This window comes from Actinomadura syzygii (genome assembly GCF_008085905.1).
Lineage (GTDB): Bacteria > Actinomycetota > Actinomycetes > Streptosporangiales > Streptosporangiaceae > Spirillospora > Spirillospora syzygii.
The window spans coordinates 640925-658921 of record NZ_VSFF01000001.1 but is presented as its reverse complement, the minus strand read 5'-3'; the positions used below and the strand labels follow the sequence as shown (position 1 = coordinate 658921).

The 17997-nt window shown below is 64.4% G+C and carries 15 protein-coding genes; 7 read left to right on the top strand and 8 right to left on the bottom strand.

Going from position 1 to position 17997, the window contains the following annotated elements:
• The first annotated feature begins 83 nt into the window (after nucleotides 1-83).
• From FXF65_RS03220 to FXF65_RS03200, 5 genes are all read left to right on the top strand, one after another.
• On the top strand, nucleotides 84-1184 hold the full coding sequence (locus FXF65_RS03220; RefSeq protein WP_148348139.1) for a hypothetical protein: 1101 nt from the start codon (nucleotides 84-86) through the stop codon (nucleotides 1182-1184).
• The gene (locus tag FXF65_RS03215; protein WP_148348138.1) at nucleotides 1171-2352 is read left to right on the top strand and encodes a hypothetical protein; all 1182 of its coding nucleotides are present in this window, start codon (nucleotides 1171-1173) and stop codon (nucleotides 2350-2352) included. Before FXF65_RS03220 ends, FXF65_RS03215 begins: the two co-directional genes overlap by 14 nt.
• Nucleotides 2306-2728 (top strand): gamma-glutamylcyclotransferase family protein, encoded by a 423-nt coding sequence (locus FXF65_RS03210; RefSeq protein WP_246198315.1) that lies wholly within the window; start codon nucleotides 2306-2308, stop codon nucleotides 2726-2728. The genes FXF65_RS03215 and FXF65_RS03210 overlap by 47 nt, the downstream gene beginning before the upstream one ends.
• Nucleotides 2729-3016: 288 nt before the next feature.
• On the top strand, nucleotides 3017-4549 hold the full coding sequence (locus tag FXF65_RS03205) for a hypothetical protein (protein ID WP_148348136.1): 1533 nt from the start codon (nucleotides 3017-3019) through the stop codon (nucleotides 4547-4549).
• A 10-nt stretch (nucleotides 4550-4559) separates the two neighbouring features.
• On the top strand, nucleotides 4560-5477 hold the full coding sequence (locus FXF65_RS03200) for a DNA adenine methylase (RefSeq protein WP_222868345.1): 918 nt from the start codon (nucleotides 4560-4562) through the stop codon (nucleotides 5475-5477).
• Between the two features lie 101 nt (nucleotides 5478-5578).
• On the opposite strand, the gene FXF65_RS03195 is transcribed toward FXF65_RS03200, so the two are convergent.
• The 3 genes from FXF65_RS03195 to FXF65_RS03185 form a co-directional block, all read right to left on the bottom strand.
• Nucleotides 5579-6304 carry a hypothetical protein gene (locus FXF65_RS03195; RefSeq protein ID WP_148348134.1) on the bottom strand — a complete coding sequence of 242 codons (726 nt, stop codon included), beginning with the start codon at nucleotides 6302-6304 and terminating at the stop codon, nucleotides 5579-5581.
• A 454-nt stretch (nucleotides 6305-6758) separates the two neighbouring features.
• On the bottom strand, nucleotides 6759-7031 hold the full coding sequence (locus FXF65_RS45770; protein ID WP_378233161.1) for a LuxR C-terminal-related transcriptional regulator: 273 nt from the start codon (nucleotides 7029-7031) through the stop codon (nucleotides 6759-6761).
• Between the two features lie 1311 nt (nucleotides 7032-8342).
• Complete coding sequence (locus tag FXF65_RS03185; protein ID WP_187412060.1) at nucleotides 8343-9080, bottom strand: site-specific integrase; 738 nt, start codon at nucleotides 9078-9080, stop codon at nucleotides 8343-8345.
• Nucleotides 9081-9239: 159 nt separating this feature from the next.
• On the opposite strand from FXF65_RS03185, the gene FXF65_RS03180 reads away from it, so the two are divergent.
• Nucleotides 9240-9479, top strand: a complete 240-nt coding sequence (locus tag FXF65_RS03180) for a DUF2283 domain-containing protein (protein WP_148348132.1) — start codon at nucleotides 9240-9242, stop codon at nucleotides 9477-9479.
• Between the two features lie 447 nt (nucleotides 9480-9926).
• Here the strand turns inward: FXF65_RS03180 and FXF65_RS44350 are convergent, their stop codons facing one another.
• Together FXF65_RS44350 and FXF65_RS03170 are read right to left on the bottom strand one after the other, a co-directional pair.
• Nucleotides 9927-10091 carry a hypothetical protein gene (locus FXF65_RS44350; RefSeq protein WP_222868344.1) on the bottom strand — a complete coding sequence of 55 codons (165 nt, stop codon included), beginning with the start codon at nucleotides 10089-10091 and terminating at the stop codon, nucleotides 9927-9929.
• Nucleotides 10092-11622: 1531 nt separating this feature from the next.
• Entirely contained in the window at nucleotides 11623-12357 is a 735-nt protein-coding gene (locus tag FXF65_RS03170; RefSeq protein ID WP_148348130.1) for a class I SAM-dependent methyltransferase, read from the bottom strand.
• Nucleotides 12358-12658: 301 nt separating this feature from the next.
• Here FXF65_RS03170 and FXF65_RS03165 point away from each other — a divergent pair, with 301 nt between their 5' ends.
• A complete protein-coding gene (locus FXF65_RS03165; protein WP_342787275.1) occupies nucleotides 12659-13306 on the top strand; it encodes a DUF4190 domain-containing protein in 648 nt (215 codons plus the stop codon).
• A 287-nt stretch (nucleotides 13307-13593) separates the two neighbouring features.
• Here the strand turns inward: FXF65_RS03165 and FXF65_RS03160 are convergent, their stop codons facing one another.
• The 3 genes from FXF65_RS03160 to FXF65_RS03150 form a co-directional block, all read right to left on the bottom strand.
• Nucleotides 13594-14274 (bottom strand): class F sortase, encoded by a 681-nt coding sequence (locus FXF65_RS03160; RefSeq protein WP_148348128.1) that lies wholly within the window; start codon nucleotides 14272-14274, stop codon nucleotides 13594-13596.
• Between the two features lie 306 nt (nucleotides 14275-14580).
• Nucleotides 14581-15045, bottom strand: a complete 465-nt coding sequence (locus FXF65_RS03155) for a hypothetical protein (RefSeq protein ID WP_148348127.1) — start codon at nucleotides 15043-15045, stop codon at nucleotides 14581-14583.
• A gap of 288 nt (nucleotides 15046-15333) precedes the next feature.
• Nucleotides 15334-17769, bottom strand: a complete 2436-nt coding sequence (locus FXF65_RS03150; RefSeq protein WP_148348126.1) for a M14 family zinc carboxypeptidase — start codon at nucleotides 17767-17769, stop codon at nucleotides 15334-15336.
• Nucleotides 17770-17997 lie beyond the last annotated feature (228 nt).

Genomic DNA, 17997 nt, shown 5'->3' with positions numbered 1-17997 from the left:
TGACGCTTCTCGTGCGCCTTGTACTCGTCTCGTCTCGTCTGTGTCGCGTCTCGTGCTAACTTCGGCCTGTCGGAAGGGCGAAGATGACCACTTCATCAGTGCGGCTAAAGGCCCTGATCCAGGAACGTCATTGGCAGACGCACCGGACATTCGTGGCCGAATATGACAAGGCGGCCCGCAAGGTTGATCCCGTGTTGGTCGGCCAAGCCCCGAGTCGCGCCCAGCTCCACCGATGGATGTCGGGCGAGCTGAAGGGTCTTCCCTACGCCGACCATTGCCGCGTTCTGGAGAAGATGTTCCCTGGTTGGACGGCGGAGCAACTGTTCGAGCGCGTCACCGACGAGCAGCCGCCGCCCCAGGGTCCCGCGGCCATCCCCGTGGACGCTCCGGCGCAGGCCAAGGACCTTCTCGCCGCCATTGATGAGAGGCTTCAGACACCGGCCGGGGAAGTGGAATGGGGGATGGCGAGGACGCCGCCCGCCACCGTCGCGCCCGCGCTGGTCGACACGGTCGAGGGCGTCAGCGATGAGGCGCGGAAGCTTGGCCGACGCCTGTTGGAGTTGCAGCAGGTGCTACGCCTCGACGAGGAGGAGACGACCCAGCTGGCGGCGCTCTCCGGCAACATCGTTGAGCTGTCGATGACGGCAGACCTCGACATCGGCCAAGACGGATGGTCGCAACTGATCTACCGGCATCAGTTGCTCAACCTCAGCGACAAGCCGATGACCAGGCTTGCTCGGGAAGTCTGGTTCGAGAACACCGAGAAGCGCCTCACGATTGTCCCGAACGCCGACTCCGAACGGCGCATCATGATCCAACGCATTCACGACACCGCGAACCTGTCGAAGTTCGCATGTCAGATCTCCCCGCCGATCCAACCCGGAGAATCGACCACGATCGCATTCACGGTCAGCGGCGGACAATTCGTCGAAGACCACTACTGGCGCCAAGCCATCCCGCGATACCTGCGCCACTACACGCTGCGTGTCCGCCACCGTGGCGCCGGGCAGCTCTTGCGCTGTACCGCGTCCGAAGAGCACCCGGACGGCTCGGAGAACTCCGCCGAGGATGACCTCGTATGGGACTACGAAGGCGACGACATCGTAATGACCTTGACCCGCAACTACCTTCGCCCGAACCAGGCCATCACTCTGCGATGGGACGTCCCACATGAGTCTGCGTGACGAGATAGAAACGGTTCTCCGAGCGTGGGACGCCCACGAGGTCAACCGCGGTGAAGCACCGATCATCGACTTCGACTGTCACCCTGGCGGCCCGGCCCCGGCGCCGGCCCCCGACCGGCTCACGGTCTACCGCAAGCTTGCCGAACTCCGTCCCGCCGCAACCGGCCCACTGGCGACCCGCCTTGACGCAGATCTGGCCTACCTCGGAGCCCTCCTCGGCGAACACCGCCCGCTCAGCGACTACGTCACCGCAACCCAGGGATGCGGCACCGCCGGATGGCCCGAGCAGTACCTAGCCGACCGCGCCGAGCAGGCCCGCACCGCCCTTGCCGACCTCGGCATCACCTGGGGCACCCGCACCAACTCCGACCTTCGCCAAGCCGAAGGCGTCCTGGACGTCAGCGAAGCCCCGGACGCCATCCGTCAGGCCGCCGAAGAACTAGAGTCCGCCGTCCGCCAGGCCACCGGCAGCACCGCGCCCTACACGCTGACCATCGAGACCACAGAAGTAGACGCCTACTGGGCGTACTGGCTGGACGGAGCCGGGCAGAACGTCCGCCTGCGCCTCAACCTTCCCAACGTTGAGTTCACCCAAGCGGGCGCCCGCCAATTCGCCCTACACGAGGTACTCGGCCACGGCCTCCAAAGCGCGAGCCTCACCGCGGCAGCCGCCGCCCAAGACGTTCCGTGGATACGCCTACTCAGCGTCCACGCCCCCCAGCAAGTCATGCTCGAAGGTCTCGCCCAGGCATGGCCGCTCTTCCTACTCCCCGATGACAAGGTGCTCATCGCCCGCGTCCGACTCGCCCACTACACCCAACTCGTCCTCGCCCAGATCCACCGAGCGCTCAACGACGGCACACCGGCCATCGACTGCGCCGACTACGTCAAAACCGCCGTGCCCTGGTGGACCGACAAGACCATTGCCGGATACCTCGCCGACCGTGGCACCAACCCCCAACACCGCAGCTACATGTGGTCCTATCCGGCAGGGCTCGACTGGTTCGCGGCCCTCGCCGAGGCGGACGTTAAGGTGTCCCGGGAGGTTCTCCATGCCGCATACCGAGCCCCGATCACCCCAACTGAACTCGCGGCCCTCTGGCCAGCAGGACCGCCTATCGGTGGACCCGGAGGCCCTGTTCGTCTACGGAAGCCTCCAGTTCCCTGAGGTCTTGTTCGCCCTCATCGACCGCGTCCCCGATCACGAACCCGCCGCCGCCAAAGGCTGGCGCGTCGCCACCCTCCCCGAACGCGTCTACCCCGGCCTCATCCCCGCAGACGACACCGCACTGGGCCACCTCCTGACCGGGTTGACCCCAGACGAATGGCGCGTCCTGGACGCCTTCGAAGACCCGGTGTACGAGCTGGTTCGAATCGACTTGGTCGACGGCCGCCACGGCTGGACGTACGCCTGCGCCACCGCCACCGACGTCGGCCCCGACGACTGGTCAGCCGAAGCCTTCGAGGCAGAGCACCTTCCGGCCTACGTAGAACGCTGCGCAGCCTGGCGCCGTCGGCACGAAGCCAACCAACAAGCCAGCTAAACCCAGCTCATCGCCTCAGCCCCGCGCCGGATGAGAACTTTCCTTACGTCTTCAAGGGCGCCCGCTCCGCGGCCGCCGCCGGTCGGTCCGGGCCGGGCATGCGGCCTCTCCGGGCCGACCCGTCCCGGCCGACCGACGCGGACGTACTGAGAGATTGCCGTGCGAGGGCCAGCCATCTTTCATGCCCGCGGGAATGTACAGGTCCCATCCTCTAATACCAGTCGTCTGAGCGATCTGATCGCGTTACAGTATGTGTGGGAACTGAGCACCGAGTGCAGGGAGGACATTGTGACAGCCATCCGGTCATCGACACCGCGGCCTAAAGATGTCGCGATCTCCAAGCTCTTGCTGGACCAGAGCAACGCCCGTCTTGGTGCGCTTCAGCCCGACCAGAGATCTACCGAAATCGAGCTCGCGAAACTCCTCGGAAATCAGCTGTTCGAGTTGGCAAACGATATCGTCGATTTCGGCATGGACCCTAGTTTCTTGCTGATCATCGTTCCCGATGAACTCGTTCCTGGAAAGTTTCGAATGCTCGAAGGGAACCGTCGCTTGTTGGTCGTTAGGGCCTTGACGAGGCCCAAGATCCTCGCGGACGTGTTGACCCCTGCTCGATATAAGCGCCTGCTTAAACTCTCCGAGCGCTTCAAGGAGAACCCCGTCAGGAGTTTTCGGTGCATCGCCTTTGAGGCAGAAGAGGATGCTGATCACTGGATCGAACTTCGCCACACCGGTGAAAACGGCGGTGCCGGTCTAGTTGGTTGGGACTCAAATGAACAGGCTAGATGGAGGAGTCGGCGCGGTGGTCTGGCTAAAAGGACACCTGCCGGGCAGGTAATCGACTTCGTCGACAAGTTCTATCCGCCAGAGCCAGGAGATATTAAGAGGATCATCTCGACCCTGCAGAGGGTTGTGGTGGCGGGCCCCGTGAAGAGCCGCCTGGGAATCGAGATTATAAAAGGGATCGTGTACACACACTATCCTGCAGAAGAGGCCCTGAAAGGGCTTTCAAAAGTTGTACTAGACTTGCGCAGCGGTAGAATCAAGGTCACGGACGTGTACCACGCTCCGCAGCGTGGAGACTACATCAATCGCTTCGCTTCGAGGGACCTTCCAGATCCTGCGAAGCGATTCGATAAGCCAGTGATACTGGCGGACCTCGTGGTCGGTGAGGTAGGGAGCCAAGATGCATCCGAGAACGAAGACGACTCGGCGGCGCCTGGCGTAGGCGACGCCTCAGGTGGCGCTGCCTCCAACAAGTCGACCGAGGTAACGAGCGACGCAGGAAAAAACGCTACCGCCGCCGGACCTGCAGATCCGCCTGGCGGGACAGACCCAGCCACTTCCAAAGGAGCTTCCAAGAGTCGCGTAAAGCTGAAGCGGGATCGGCCTTCCGTTATTCCTGCTAGCTGTGCGCTCTGGATACCTCAGGCGCGGATCAACATCCTATATCACGAACTCAGTCGGCTGAACGTAGACGACTTTGCCAACGCCTGTGCAGTCAGCTTGAGGGTGTTCGTGGAACTCAGCGTTGATTATTACATCGCAATAAATCAGCTTATGTCGGAGGTGCAGCAGAATAACACACCTTTGGCCAAGAAGCTGAAGGAGCTAGCCAAATATCTGCGAGCCAATGGCGCAATCGGCCTGCAGGTGGAGAGGGCAGTCACAAAAATTGCCGACGGTGTCGGCATGTTCAGCGCGTCAACGATTACCTTCAACCAGTATGTTCACAACGAGTATGTCTTCCCTCTTCCGAGTGAACTTAGGCTCGCCTGGGACGAACTCGAACCATTTATGTCCGCTCTCTGGAAGAAGTGATCATTACACCGTGCAATCCAATGGCTCTAGCCGCCGCTACGCCTCTCCACTTCGTTACCCAGGAGGAAAGGGAAAGATTGCCAACTTTCTCAAGATACTCATAATTCAAAATGATCTATCGGGAGTGCGATACGTGGAGCCTTATGCGGGAGGTGCAAGTATCGCACTCTCGCTTCTGTTTGAGGGGTATGTGAGCCAGGTTCACATCAACGATCTCAATCGCGGCCTCCATGCTTTTTGGAACTCGGTCTTGACTTGCCCAGATCGACTGTGTGCCAAAATCACGAGTGCCCCCTTGTCCATGGAAGAATGGGAGAAGCAGCGCAACATCTACTTGGATCCAGACACCGAGGGAATTGATCTTGCCTTCTCTACCTTCTATCTAAATCGCACGAACAGGTCTGGGATAATCTCTGGGGGAGTTATCGGGGGAAATGAGCAAACTGGTCAATGGAAGATCGATGCGCGGTTTAATCGAGAAAGCCTTGTCGCGCGTGTGAATAAGATCGCCGAGCGCGCTCCTGACATCACGCTCTCCATGCTTGATGCTATTGACTTGATTAAAAAGGAAAAGCAGACGCGACAAGGTGGATTGCTGTATCTGGATCCACCTTACTATTTCAAGGGTGCGCGACTTTATGACAATTTTTACACCCATGAAGACCATGTAAAAGTTTCGCATGAAATTCAGATTCACCCGGGCCCTTGGGTTGTTTCTTATGATGCAGTCCCGGAAATCATGCAATTGTATGAGCAGTGCAATTCGACTCAGTATTTCCTAAATTATAGCGCCGCCAAGGCAGATAAAGGCATGGAAGTTATGTTCTTCTCTAAGGATCTCTCTCGGCCTGATGTACCTTCTCCTGCGGGAATCACGCTAGAGGATGTTCGCAGAATGAGACGAAGGCTGATGAGCGAGAGTGGCTAGCGAGTTCCGACCAGGGAGCTGTGCCGTCCTGGACCCGCGGACCTGAGGGCACACCCCCCCGCGAAGCGGTCTGTCATGCGATATGGCTCGCCGCTTACCGGTCAGCGTCGGCGCTTGCCGAGCCCTGGCGCGCCACCGGACACGGTACGTGGCCCGGCCTCAGACCAGTCGGGGGTGCGCTGCTTGGGTTGCGCGGTCCACTGGGTTGGCCCGCCAGTCCACCAGTTGGGGCGCGCTGGGCCGATGAGCGGCACATCGCGGGGCGTCTGTGCGCGCGCTTGGGCGTTGAGGTCTTTCCGCGCTTCGAACTCATCATCGTGACCGGTGAGCAGGTACGCTGCGTCTTTCACTGCCAGGTCTAGAGCGCGGACGACTTCCAGGTTGCTGGGAAAGGGCACCACGCTGGCGCCTGGAATCTTGGCGCGGATGACCTTGCCACGGACCCGGCTGCCGTTTTCAGCGTACTTGGGTGCGCCCAGGGTTAGCCGTTCGACTTGGCCGTCGCTATCGCGTTCCGCAATGTAGGGCAGTTTCGGCCAGGACGTGCCACGCGGAACCTGAGGCGGGTTGTCGCCGTAAAGCACCGGGACTGCATCTTCGTAGCGGTGGACGCCGGTGAGTTCGCATACGGCGGCTCGGGTCGCGGACCCGAGCCGGGCGAGAGCTGCGGGCCAGTCCGATAGCGGCGCGGCTAGTTCGAAGGGCGGCGTTGAAGGATCGGGGAGTGCCAGCGGGGCCAGCGGTGTGAACGATAGTTCCACGCTGGCCCGTTCGTTGATCACCCAGACTTGGATTGTGGGCCAGGTGTCACCCCACTCATCGATCACGGTCACATCATGCCCGTCGGGTAGACAGAACACCATGGATCGGCCGAAACGGGCCTTAGGGGCCAGGGGTCTGCATCGAAGTGGTAGCGCTCGATGGGGTCAATGGCTCGACGAGCGTGAAGCGGGGGCCTCGCGACCCCCAGCCCCCCGCGGGCCGGAGGGTACGCCCGCGCGAATCGGTCTGTCACGCCGTCTCGCCGTTCGCGCGGGCGCACCCTCCGGGTCGGGCGTGCGTGCTAACGGTGGTGCTAACAGCAGGCTTGGATAATCTTGGACGGGTGTGGATGCGTGAGAGGGCGCGGGGCTGGTCATGGGACTTGTGGAGACGGCGTTGGACAGTTCTGATCTTGCTACGGATCAGACGGCCAAACCAGCCTACTCCGAAATACTCGGCATCAAGTCACCGACTCTTGTTGCGGTGGACGCAGTCAATGGGCTCGCTATTAGTAACAACTCAGATGAGTTTTTGTCGAACTGCCCATGTGACCGCCTCAATAGGAGTGTTCACTTCTAGCTGGTCGCAGATATTGCGCAGGCGTCGGCGAAGCGTCCGCGCACTCAAATCAAGGCGATGTGCAGCCTGATCTGCGGTGCGCCCCGAGGCGATCTCGCGCAATAGGGTCACATCCCCTTCGCTAAGGCGAGGCTCCTGATGACTCCGACTTTCAGGTAGGGGCGATGCATTGGCATCCTCGTTGCGAACACTATTCTTGGCTTGGTTGATAATCTGTTCGGCTCGTAGTTCTGCTTCCCAGATGATTTCACTGGCACGCCGTTCGGCGATGCTTATGATTTCTCGATCTGGAGTTGCGGGTGTTCGCGTGCTCTCGAAGTGCGCGGTCAACTGACCATTCATCTCCGACTCGGCTGCTCTTTCCCAGGCGCGGCGCCAAGGCGGTATGCGGTCAACGCGGACGCCACAGGCTTGCACAAAGGCGAGAAATACGGCTCTACGAGGAAACCGTTTACCGGCAAGCATGTCAGACACTGTTGAACGGTAGAGCACTTGCTTGCTGTGCTTTGATGCTAGTTCAAGTTCACGCAGAGAAGGGCGATCCGCTCGCGCGTACAAGCGTCGCAGGTAGCTGGCCAACTCCAATCGCGTGGTCACTGTCTCCAGTTCGAAGTCGTCTGTGGTGGGTTCCTCATCCATGTGCGCCTCTCAGAGTGTCCGAGCATGTCCGAACCTGTCCGCGAGTGTACGCGAATCGGCCGCTGGCTGGGGCGATTTTGGCCGCGATCGAACGGATTTGCTTTCCAAAGGTGGCCGGATACGGTCTCCTGGGGCTTGTCCGTATCCGGCCATCACCTCAAAGGAAGCCACCATGTGGGAACAGGCGATCCCGATGCTCGCGAACCTCCTGGAGGCGATCGCCTCCGGAGTGGTGCTTGCAGGAGCGGTCACGGAGGTGGCGCGTCACCGGCGTCGGCGCCGACGCCGGTCGGAATCGACCTCGGACAACGCGGATGCATGACTAGGGGAGCCAATATCGAGTGGGGCCGGGCCCAGGCGGGAGCACGGGGGGGCTGCTGTACAGCACGGAAGTACAGCAACGGCCCCTCACAACTGCTTACGTGAGCTTACGGCGGGCACCCGTCACGACCTGGGCGACGCGGTGACGGGCCAGGGGTGCCGGTGGTTCGCATCGAAGGTCTCACGTGCGTTGGCTAACGCGGGTGCTAACAGCGGGTCTGGACGAGCCTGGACGATGGCGGAATCCGGGAGGAGCTGTCTAGCAGGTCAGCGGATGGATCTGGACGGGTGTGGATCTCGCTCGTGAGACTCGGAATGAATAGGTCATGTGGGAGCGGCAGAGACCGGGCGATCGTGAAGCGGGAACGTCGGTTCGGCGCAGGTCAGCCGGTTGGCTGCGGGCCATTAGCGGGCCATTAGCCACGGTGATCAAGGGGTAATCGCGGTCACTTGCGGTAGGTCGCAACGCCAGGTCAGCTAGGCCAGCAGGCGCGATCGAAACTATTCCCAAGCTGACAGCGCGGGTTCGATTCCCGTCACCCGCTCCCACCACGAAGGCCCAGGCTAGGGGATAGATCCCTGAAACCTGGGCCTTGATCGTTTTCCCGTTGGCAGGTGCCGTGCAATTAGCGTGCAATTAGGCCACCGGCACCAGCGCTCCGGCCGCCCCGTCCTCCCCTCGTCGTCCTGATCTTGCTCTGCCTGGACGACCTCGTTAAGCCCGTCCGCGATGGCGCGGTCACCCTTGACCGACCGGTGCTGATAGCGCACGGCGGCCCGCTCGTTGTCGTGCCCCATGCGCGCCATAAGGTTGCGCAGCGAGACGCCCATGTCGGCGGCGAGGGTGTTGCCCGCGTGCCGAAGGTCATGGAAGTACAGGTTCGGGACGCCGAGCGCCTCCACCACGTGCCTCCAGTTCGTGAGCTCGTTGAAGCCGCTACGGCGGAGCGGCCCGCCTTTGCCCCCCGTGAAGATCAGGGCATCGGGCTCCCTCCCGGTGTACTTGTCCATGTGGGCGTCCAAGTAGAAGATGATGAGGGCCGGGATCGTGACCGTCCGGATGCCAGCGCGGGACTTGGGCGGACCGAGGATCATCTCCCCGTTGGATCGCTCAACGAAGGCGCGCTGAACGCTCACGGTCTGGTTGACCAAGTCGAGGTCGCAGCGGCGAAGCGCCGTGATTTCGCTCCATCGCAGGCTTGCGAACGTGGCCAGCAGGATGAACGCGAACAGCCGATCATCTCGGATTACGTCCGCATGTGCGTCGTCCGCTAGCTTCCACAGCGTCCGTTCCGCCTCCATGCGAGTGGCGAAGATTTGAGGGAAGCGCCGCATGACTCCGCCCTTGACGTGTAACGGAGCCGGCGCTCACCGGAGTCCAGCTTGCGGAAGTTACCGACCGGCCGGAGCCGCGACCATGCGAGCCCTCTTCAACGTGAGGGCCGCTCAGTAGGGGAGCCCATGGCAGAAGTCAAAGTCACCTACGACCAGCAGGCCAACGCCGCTTACGTCTACCTCGTCGACCCCACCCAGGCCGGTACGAAGTCGGCGCGCATGTACGCCTGCGACCCCGTCGACGTCGACGGGATGGTCAATCTCGACTTCGACGCCGAGGGGCGCGTCATCGGCATCGAGATCCTTGACGCCCGCTCCAAACTGCCCCAATACCTGCTCGACGCCGCCGAACGCCTAGACGTCTAAACAGCCAGAAAGACAGGAGAAAGCCGGGCGGCCAGACAACCGAAGCGCCAGCCACGGCGCGCCGGGCGTGCGGCCTGTTCCGTCCGGTCCCGCCGCGCTGCGTCGCCCGTCCGCCTGCCAGTGGCGAAGAAGCGAAAGGTCGGCCACCAGGACGCGATGGCCGACCCTTCCGTCAGTTGATCAGGCGTAGCTCTGGAGCTTCCAGGTCACCGGAAGTTGCCCCGTCGCAGGGCACCACCCTTCGCCCCAGTGAAGACCGTGGCCGCCGGGTCGGAGGCGGTGTGCCGCTCCAGGTGTTCCCTGATTGCCGGAGTGATCGCCGCCGGAAGGGCCACCGTCCGGACGCCCGCCCGTGATTTCGTGGGCCCGACGATCATGTCTCCGCTGTCCATTTCGAGGTACTGTCGCCGCACGCTGCTTCGTCCGTTCGCACACGGGACTTGCGACTCAGGCCGCCGTGTCGGCGTTCGCGCAGACCACATAGACGGTGAAGTCGAAAGGGAAGCCGTAGTTGCCGGGCGGAGTCACCTCCCAGCCGTCGGTGCCGGACGGCCGGGAACCGGTGGGGCCCGTGATCCTCGGGTCTATGAGGTATCCGCCGCTCAGCGCCACCTTGCCTGGGGGGCACGTGACGGTCTGCGGGGTGGACGAGGTCGGCGGGTTCGTGAACTGCGCCTGAACGACCTGCCGGCCGATGACTCCGTCCTGGCCGGGCTCGCCCGAAGGGCCCTGGGGGCCTGTTTCCCCTCTCGGACCCTGGGGGCCTCGCGGTCCGCGGGGCCCCCGCGGACCGCACTCTCCGCAGCCGCGGACACAGCATGCCGCCGAGTCGGTGGCCTGGGCCGTCTTCGCGGTCTCCCGAGCGGGCGGGGGAGACTGGGCTGCCATGGCCATGCCCCCGCCTAGCGGCAAAACGCCCGCCACCACCGCACATGTGTAGAGAGACCGAAGGTGAAAGTTCATGGGACTCCTCAGGTGTGTGGAGTCCCGATACCCATGCCCCTCTCCGCCTTAGACGCCCACATGATCAAAGTTCCGGGTGGTGATCCGTAAACCTGTCTCAGCCCGGCTGGGCAGCGCCCCTTGATGCGGACCCGCAGCAGGGTTCGTGCGGCAGCGACGTGGACGACGTCTCGTCCAGAACTTCATGCATGTCCTGATGGGTGGACGATGCTGGACAGCCCCGCCCTTGCCATGGGTCAGACGGCTTGCCGAATTCGGCAGCTTGAGATCAAGGGGCGGCGGCGCGGCCGGGCCTGCCCGTCGGCTAACCGTCTGCCCGGGGTCGCGCCACCGCCCGACGTCATAGGCGTCCGTTACCGTGCGCGCAGGCGCGGCCGGTTCCGGAGCATCCAGCTCCGTAGAGAATGACGGTCCCCCCGGTCTGCACGAGGGCGGCACTCGTGCCCAATCTGCGTCCGGGCGTAGCTGGGAGTCAGAGGGAGGCTCGGCAGAACCGGCCGCGCCCATGGCGGGGACATCGCACCCGTCATAGTCGGCTCGGGGGAACGGTTGCGCGTGCGCTACTGGGGAACCCCTTGTTCCCCAGACCCCTCCTGGAGCCGGAGGGCGCTCCCGCGCGAATCGGTCTGTCACGGGGTGCGCGCGTTCGCGCGGAAGCATTCTCCGGACAGGTTGGCGCGTCGGTAGCGGCGCGTGCCCAGGCCGGTCGCGGGTTGAGCGCGCTGCCATACGTGCAGGTCGCGAGGTGGCGCGGCGGGCCATTAGCGGGCCATTAGCCAGGGTGATCAAGGGGCATTCGCGGTCACTTGCGGTACGACGCTAGGCCAGCTCAGTGGGCCCTGCAGGCGGGATCGGGACTATTCCCGAGCTGACAGCGCGGGTTCGATTCCCGTCACCCGCTCGCACCTAAAGGTCCAGGCCAGTGGCTCATCACTGACTCTGGGCCGCTTCTGTTCATCAGCCACGGTGCCGCATGGGTGTTGCCCGTGTGGCGGAGGTCATGGACGTGGGTCGCACCGACCACCAATTCTGCCTTCTCCAGAGCTCGAGCACAGACCTTGGAAAAGTCACTCCGCCGGAGACCGGAATCGTCCTAAGCAGTGAAAATCCACGTCCGGCTACTTACGGTGCTCATCGGATGCCGGGTGACCGTGGGTCTTGGATCGTGCCGGTGGGGTGTTCAGGGGGTGGCTGGTTTGCGGGCGGTGAGGAGGCGGGTCGGGACCCACGGGCTGCCCCACCAGGCGCGCCAGCCGAGGCCGCGTACGCGGATGTCCTGGGCGTTCAGGCGGGCCAGCACCGTGGCGTACTCGCGGGGGGTCCGCGCCAGGTCGGCGATGAGCAGGCGGCCGCCCGGCCGTAACACCCGGTACGCCTCGGCGATCGCTTGGGCGCGGGCTTCCGCGCCGCGGATGGTGTGCACCGTCAGGCTGGACACGACCAGGTCGAAACTCGCCTCCGCGTACGGGAGTCTGCGCAGGTCACCCCCTTGCACGTGAACGCGATCGGCGACGCCTTCGGCGCGGGCGTTGCGCAGGGTTGCCGCCGGGGTGTTGCCGGACTGGTCCCGTCCGCGCCACAAGTCCACGCCGACCGCCCGGCCCTCCGGGAGGTGTCGGACGGCGGCTAACAGGACGGCGCCGCGTCCGCAGCCGAGGTCGAGCAGCCGTTCGTCGCCCCGCAGGTCTAACTCGTCCAGCACGTCCCGCCAGACCAGGAACTTGCCGCGCAGCGTGGCGTGCAGGCTTAAGGCCAGGCATCCCGCCAGCAGGGTGCCGGAGACCAGCGCGGGCAGCGCGGCGGCCAGATCGGCGGTGACCGCCATCACCAGCCCGGTCACCCAGAACCCTAAGACGACCAGGCCCACGAAGCTGAACCCGTAGGGCGCATCCATCCCGTACCGCGCGCCAGGCATCCCGCCACTCTGCCACGAACCGGCCGCCCGGGGACTGGCTCTGAGGCCACTGGTCTACCGCCGACCAGTTCGCCGCCGAGAACCCGAAATCGCGGTGACGCCGACCTGGTTTCAGCCGCGACGGCGACGCCGTCCCACTCACCCAGGGATGGCTGGCAGCACGCAAGGAGCGTAGGGCGGACGGCTCGGTCGCGGTCAGGGTTGATGCAGGTCAGGGCCGTCCATGGCGGTGGCGGGCTGGTCAGCGATCACAACCGGTTAACGGGGATGCTATTGCTCATAGGCTTCAGATTGCGAACCTATTACTATTAAGTCATGGACCCCGACCGCCCGGCCCAAGACCTCCGGGCTGGCGATCGCCGCTCTGGTCACCGGGCTGCTCGGCTGCCTCTCGGTGGTCGGGCTGGTGCTCGGCATAGTCGCACTCTTCCGGATCCGGCGTACGGGTGAGAACGGCCGGAACCTGGCCATCGGCGGCATCGTGGCTTTCGCCGCCTGGACCGCGCTCTTCGTAGCCTTGCTCGCCCTTGGACGGCTGAGTTTTTCGGCGTCTATGGGAGCCGATCGGCAGTCTGGGGCGCCATTGTCGATTCCAGGTGCCGCGCCTCCCTCCGTCCATGTGGGCCAATGCCTTGACCTCCAGGGGGACGAGCTGAGCGCCAGAAGCGTGGTCCTGCCCTGCGACTCGCCACACGACGGCCAGATCCTGCACATCTACAACGCGCCCCCAGGTCCCTATCCTGGGGACCGGGCATTCATTGCGCAGGCCGAGGACGTGTGCCGACGCGCGAAGGCCAAGTTGCGCACGCCTCTGCCGCCACCTCCTCCCCGTCTTACGCTTGGGTTCAACCGCTCGACGAAGGTTGCGTGGGCTGCCGGGTACCGCCAGGTGCTCTGCTATGTACAGGCCAGAGAGGGCAAGGTCAACGGCTCCCTTTTGAAGGATTGAGCGTCAGCGGCCCCTCAGGTAACCACGCCGCCGGGACGGACGACCGCTTCCCGGGGTCGGTGGCAGCCACTATGCCGTTTTCAAGGTCTTGTGTTGGGCGTGCCCGAAGCGGTTGCTCCACCACCAACCCTCCGGACCGTGGGCGAAGGTCTGCTGAGGGAGTGCGAACGCGGGGTGCTGACAGTGGCGCTGGACGAGGCTGGCGTCGAGCAGGTGCGTGGGTGACTGTACGGTCGGTCGCCGCGGAGCAGGAGCAGGAGCAGGAGCAGATGAGCGTCCACCGCTCGCTAGTTGAGCGGCTTGCCCCCGTTCTGGGCGTTCTGGGGGCCGGAGATCAGGGACGCGTAGACGATGATGTTGTCCTCATAGTGGCCACGCTTGCGGTCGAAGCGGCCGCCGCAGGTGACGAGGCGCAGTTCCGGCCCGCCTCCCTTCCCGTAGACGCTTTTGCTCGGGAACCTGTCCTTGGAGACGAGTTTGACGCCGTCAACGCGGAAGGCCGCTGCCGTGCCGTCCTTGCGGACGACCTCGATCCGGCGTCCCTGGCGCAGCGCGCCCAGTTTGTAGAAGACACCCGGCTGCTTCTTGGAGTCGACATGGCCGACCAGGACGCCGCGGCCGTTCTCGCCCGGCGTCGGCCCGGCCCTGTACCAGCCGACCTCGTCGACGCGGCTCAGGGGTGGTACGCCGAGCGCCCCGTCCGGCTGGACGTCGACCGGGACGACCGGTGCGTCGACCTTGATGGACGGAATCCTGATCCGTTTCGGGACGGATGCGGGAAGCGCCTGCTCCGGGTTCGGGGCCGCGTCCATGGGCATGTCCGCGACCGATGCGGGCGGTCGCGGTGGTGTGTCGGGGCCGGTCAGCCGGAACCCGACGACGCACAGGGCGACGCCCGTCGAGATGATCACAGCGGCCAGCCAGTACCGCAGATGGACCGATCGGCCGCTTCGCTTTGCTTCGCTCATGGACTCACCCGAGACCCTTCGTATTGCAGCGGACTCGCCGCCAAGCGCGACGCGGCGGCAGAGCGCTCTCGGCCTCCGCAACCGTGAGCATTGTGCCGGTGCACGTTCTCATCTTCACTTTCTCCCCCTAACTGATGGCCTATCAGAGCCCGCCAGCACCATGGAATTCTCGCGTTCAGCGCAAACCATGCTCCTTGCCAATGGGCCGACAATTCGAATGCGGCGGAATGCCGGTAGGCGGTAGGAGACGACGGCCGGTCGCCACACTGCGTGGCCGGCCGACCGCCGAATGGTGCGCTCCGTCCCTCAGGCGACGTTCCTCACCTGGCGGCGCCGCGCGGAGAAAGCGACGCCCGCGCCAAGGACGAGTGCGCCGATGCCGGCACCGGCCAGCATCGGGTTCGCCGACGCGGAGGTGCCGCCGCCACCGGCGGAGACGCCGCCGACGGGCTTGATCAGCTTCAGGTACTTCGCGAAGACCCAGCCATGGCGCTGGCTCACCGGCACGCCCCCGTGCAGCTCGACCCAGCCGTCGTGGCTCGTCTTGCAGTCCGCGTCGACGCGCGTGCCGAACTTCAGCGCCGGCGGAATCACCTTGCCCCGCGGCGTCTCGTGGACCCTGAGCCCGTCCCGCGCGATGACCTCGTAACGGCAGATGTCGCCGGCAGTGGGCCCTCCCTCCGGCGATGCGGCGGTGGTCGCCGCCAGGGCGGTGGCGCCGCCGCTCAGCATGATCAGGCCGCTCGCCGCCCCGGCCACCGCGACCGCCATGCCGGTACGCGCACTACTCCTCATTCTTTCTCCCTCGAACAAGTGATTTTGGCGTTTTGCCGGAGGTGTCCGGCATCGCTTTTCTTGATCACGTTGCCCGGCGGGGATGCGGTACATGCGACTCTGGTTGCAAACACTGGGAATAGTGATCGACAGGGCAATATGATGGCCCGGCCAATCGAATCTAGAACTGGTAAAGCTGATCATTTACGGCAATGGCGACATCTTTCAAACCGATTGTGGCCGCCTGCCGGTGATGGCAGGCGGCCACGGTCGCGGCTCAGTGGGTCAGTTCTTGACCGTTACCCACTGGTGCCGGTAGTTCTGTCGGTCGCCGTCCGGGTTGTAGTGATTCTCGACATTGCCGGCTATGTCGACCGCGAACCACTTGACCTCGGTGTTCTTGTCCACCTTGAGCTTCTCCGGCCCCTCGCGCGTGCCCGCCGCCGTGAGCTTCGGCGACTTCAGCGTCGGACGGCTGCCGTCGAGCGTGTAGTAGACCGTGGCGGGCTCGCTCGTCGTGAACGTGAACGTCGTGGACCCCGGCTGGCGGCCGTCGACCACCAGCTTCGACTTCGGCGGGGCCTTGTCGGACGCATAGGCCCGCGCGACCTCCAGGATCCCGATCTGCCCACTGGCGAACTCCATCGCCTCCTCGTGGCCCTCCGCGAACGGCGGCTGGAAGCCCACCGGGTCGAACCGCTTGGTCGCCGGGTTCCAGATGTCCGCGCCGACCTCGAAGTCCCAGCCGATGATGCCGCGGTTGTACCAGTGCTCGTCCGCGCTGTTACCCGCCGCGGAGTACAGCACGTCCGGCACCGGGCCGGTGCGTCCCGGCCAGATGGCCGTGCCGCGCCAACTCTGCACCGAGTTCAGAATGTGGTCGGACGACGCCCAGAAGAAGCTCTCGGTCCCGAGGTCCGCCCGGGGCAGCAGTTCGCGGCCCGGGACCTTGTACGCCCCCGGAGGCCACATGAAGTACCCGCCGTAGGAATGCGTGTTCATCGCGAACTTGATGTTCGGGAACCGGTGCGTCAGCCACACCTCGTTCTTGGCCTCGGGCTCGGACAGTTCGGCGGGTCCGGCGAAGACGTCACTGCGGCAGGACGCCGATGCGCCGCTGTACCCGTCGAACAAGGAACCGACCGAGAAATTGCGGTTGAGGTCGACGCCCCACGAATTGCGGTTCCCCGGGTCGGACTCAGCCGGGCCGCAGTGGTTCGTCATGTTCCTGCGCTGCATGTTGAAGTCGTACATGCTGTAGTGCGCGCCGTCGGGGTTCACCGACGGGAGGACGAAGATGTCGAGGTCATTGACGATCTTGCGCGTCGCCGGGTCGAGCCGGTAGTTGCGCAGCAGCCGCTCGGCGGTTTCCACGCAGGTCAGCGGGGTCACCCATTCGCGAGCGTGCTCCTGGCAGTACAGGAAAACGCCCGGCTTCGAACCGTCCCGCTTGCCTCCGATGCGCAACGCCTGCATTTGGAAGGGCTTGCGCGACACTGACGCCGGGGCTTTCAGGCCGTCCGTGAGTTTCGTCGCGGCGCTTTCGGCCACCACACCGGAACCGGCGTCGCCGCGATAGGTGTCCGCGCTCAGCAGCGTGCCGGCGTGGGCGTTCAGCGCGTCCACGACCTGCTTGGCGGTGCTGGTCGCCGCACCGTCGGCGTCCGTTGCCAGGGTGACGGTGACGTTCTTGCCGTCGACCGACACCGACAGTGGGGCGGACGGTTGGTCGGCCTTTTGTAGCGTTAGCTCGATGTCATTGCCGCCGTCGGAACCGTACGCCTTCGAGGTCACATAGAAGGTGCTCGCCGCGGCGGTCCCGAACTGAGCCTGAGCGTTTCGGCGGTACCCGTTCGTCTTGTTCGGCAGGTCGACGATCTCGGCGAGCTTGGGGAACTGCTTGGCGAGCCCGTTGATCCTGCCGTAGACCTCGGTCGGATCCATGTAGTGGTCGACGAAGTCGCTGACGTAGTGCTTGCCCGGAGCCTTTCGCGGCTTGCCCAGCCATTCCTTGACCGGGACGGTGACGCTGCCGCCCGAACTGCTGGTGATGGTGGCCTTCGTCGGCGCGGAGTCGATTGCCAGCGGGGAGGTGAACCGGTGGTACATGTACTGGCCTGCGTCGGTGAAGCGCGACATCGTTGCGGTGCCACCGGAGCCCGGCTCGGTGTCCTTGCCGTTGTTCCACGTCGCAGTGAGGATGTTCGTGGCGTCCGGGGTGCTCGTCTTCACCTCGATCGACAGGAACCGCTGCCCCTCCAGGCTGGTGAACCATTCGGCGCGCAGCGGGGTCAGGGTGTCGGCCGTCTGCCCGTCCTGCGCGAGCGAGCGGAGCGTCTTTTCGCGCTCCTGCCGTAGCTTGGTCACGTCCTGCTGGTCGGAAATGGCGTCGCGAACGTCGTAGCCCTTGCTCCTCAGCTCCTTGGTCTCCGCCGGGCTGAGGACGGCGTGCACCTCGATTCCGCCGTCCACGGGACGGGTGTATTCGGCGAGGTCCACGCCGAGGTCGTTCAGCTGGTCGACGGCCTTTTGATCCGGAACGATGACGCGCATGAGCGCCACGCCGTTCTGCTCACTACTGGATTGACGGTCGGGGGAGACACCGCCGTTCGGTGTCGCGCCCTGAGCCAGTGCGGGTAGCGGGCTCAGGACGAGCGCGGCGGACAGAACGAGCCACGGTGCTCGCCGCCCCACCTTCCCCGGCTTGCGAGAACTCCTCATGAGAGGTCCCTTCGGTCGGAGCGTGATGCGCCAGACCAGCGGCCGGACGCCCCCCGGGGATCACGCAAGAGGCATGATCGTTCTAAGCGCTGCCGATAAGGAAAACAAGACTTGACAGCACCGCCGACGCGCGAAGGCTCGCGGGACCGCAGGTCAGCGGCCGACGAACTCGAATTGGTGGCGTCCTGCGCGCAGATGGGGCGGCCGAAAACACCAGACCATTCATGC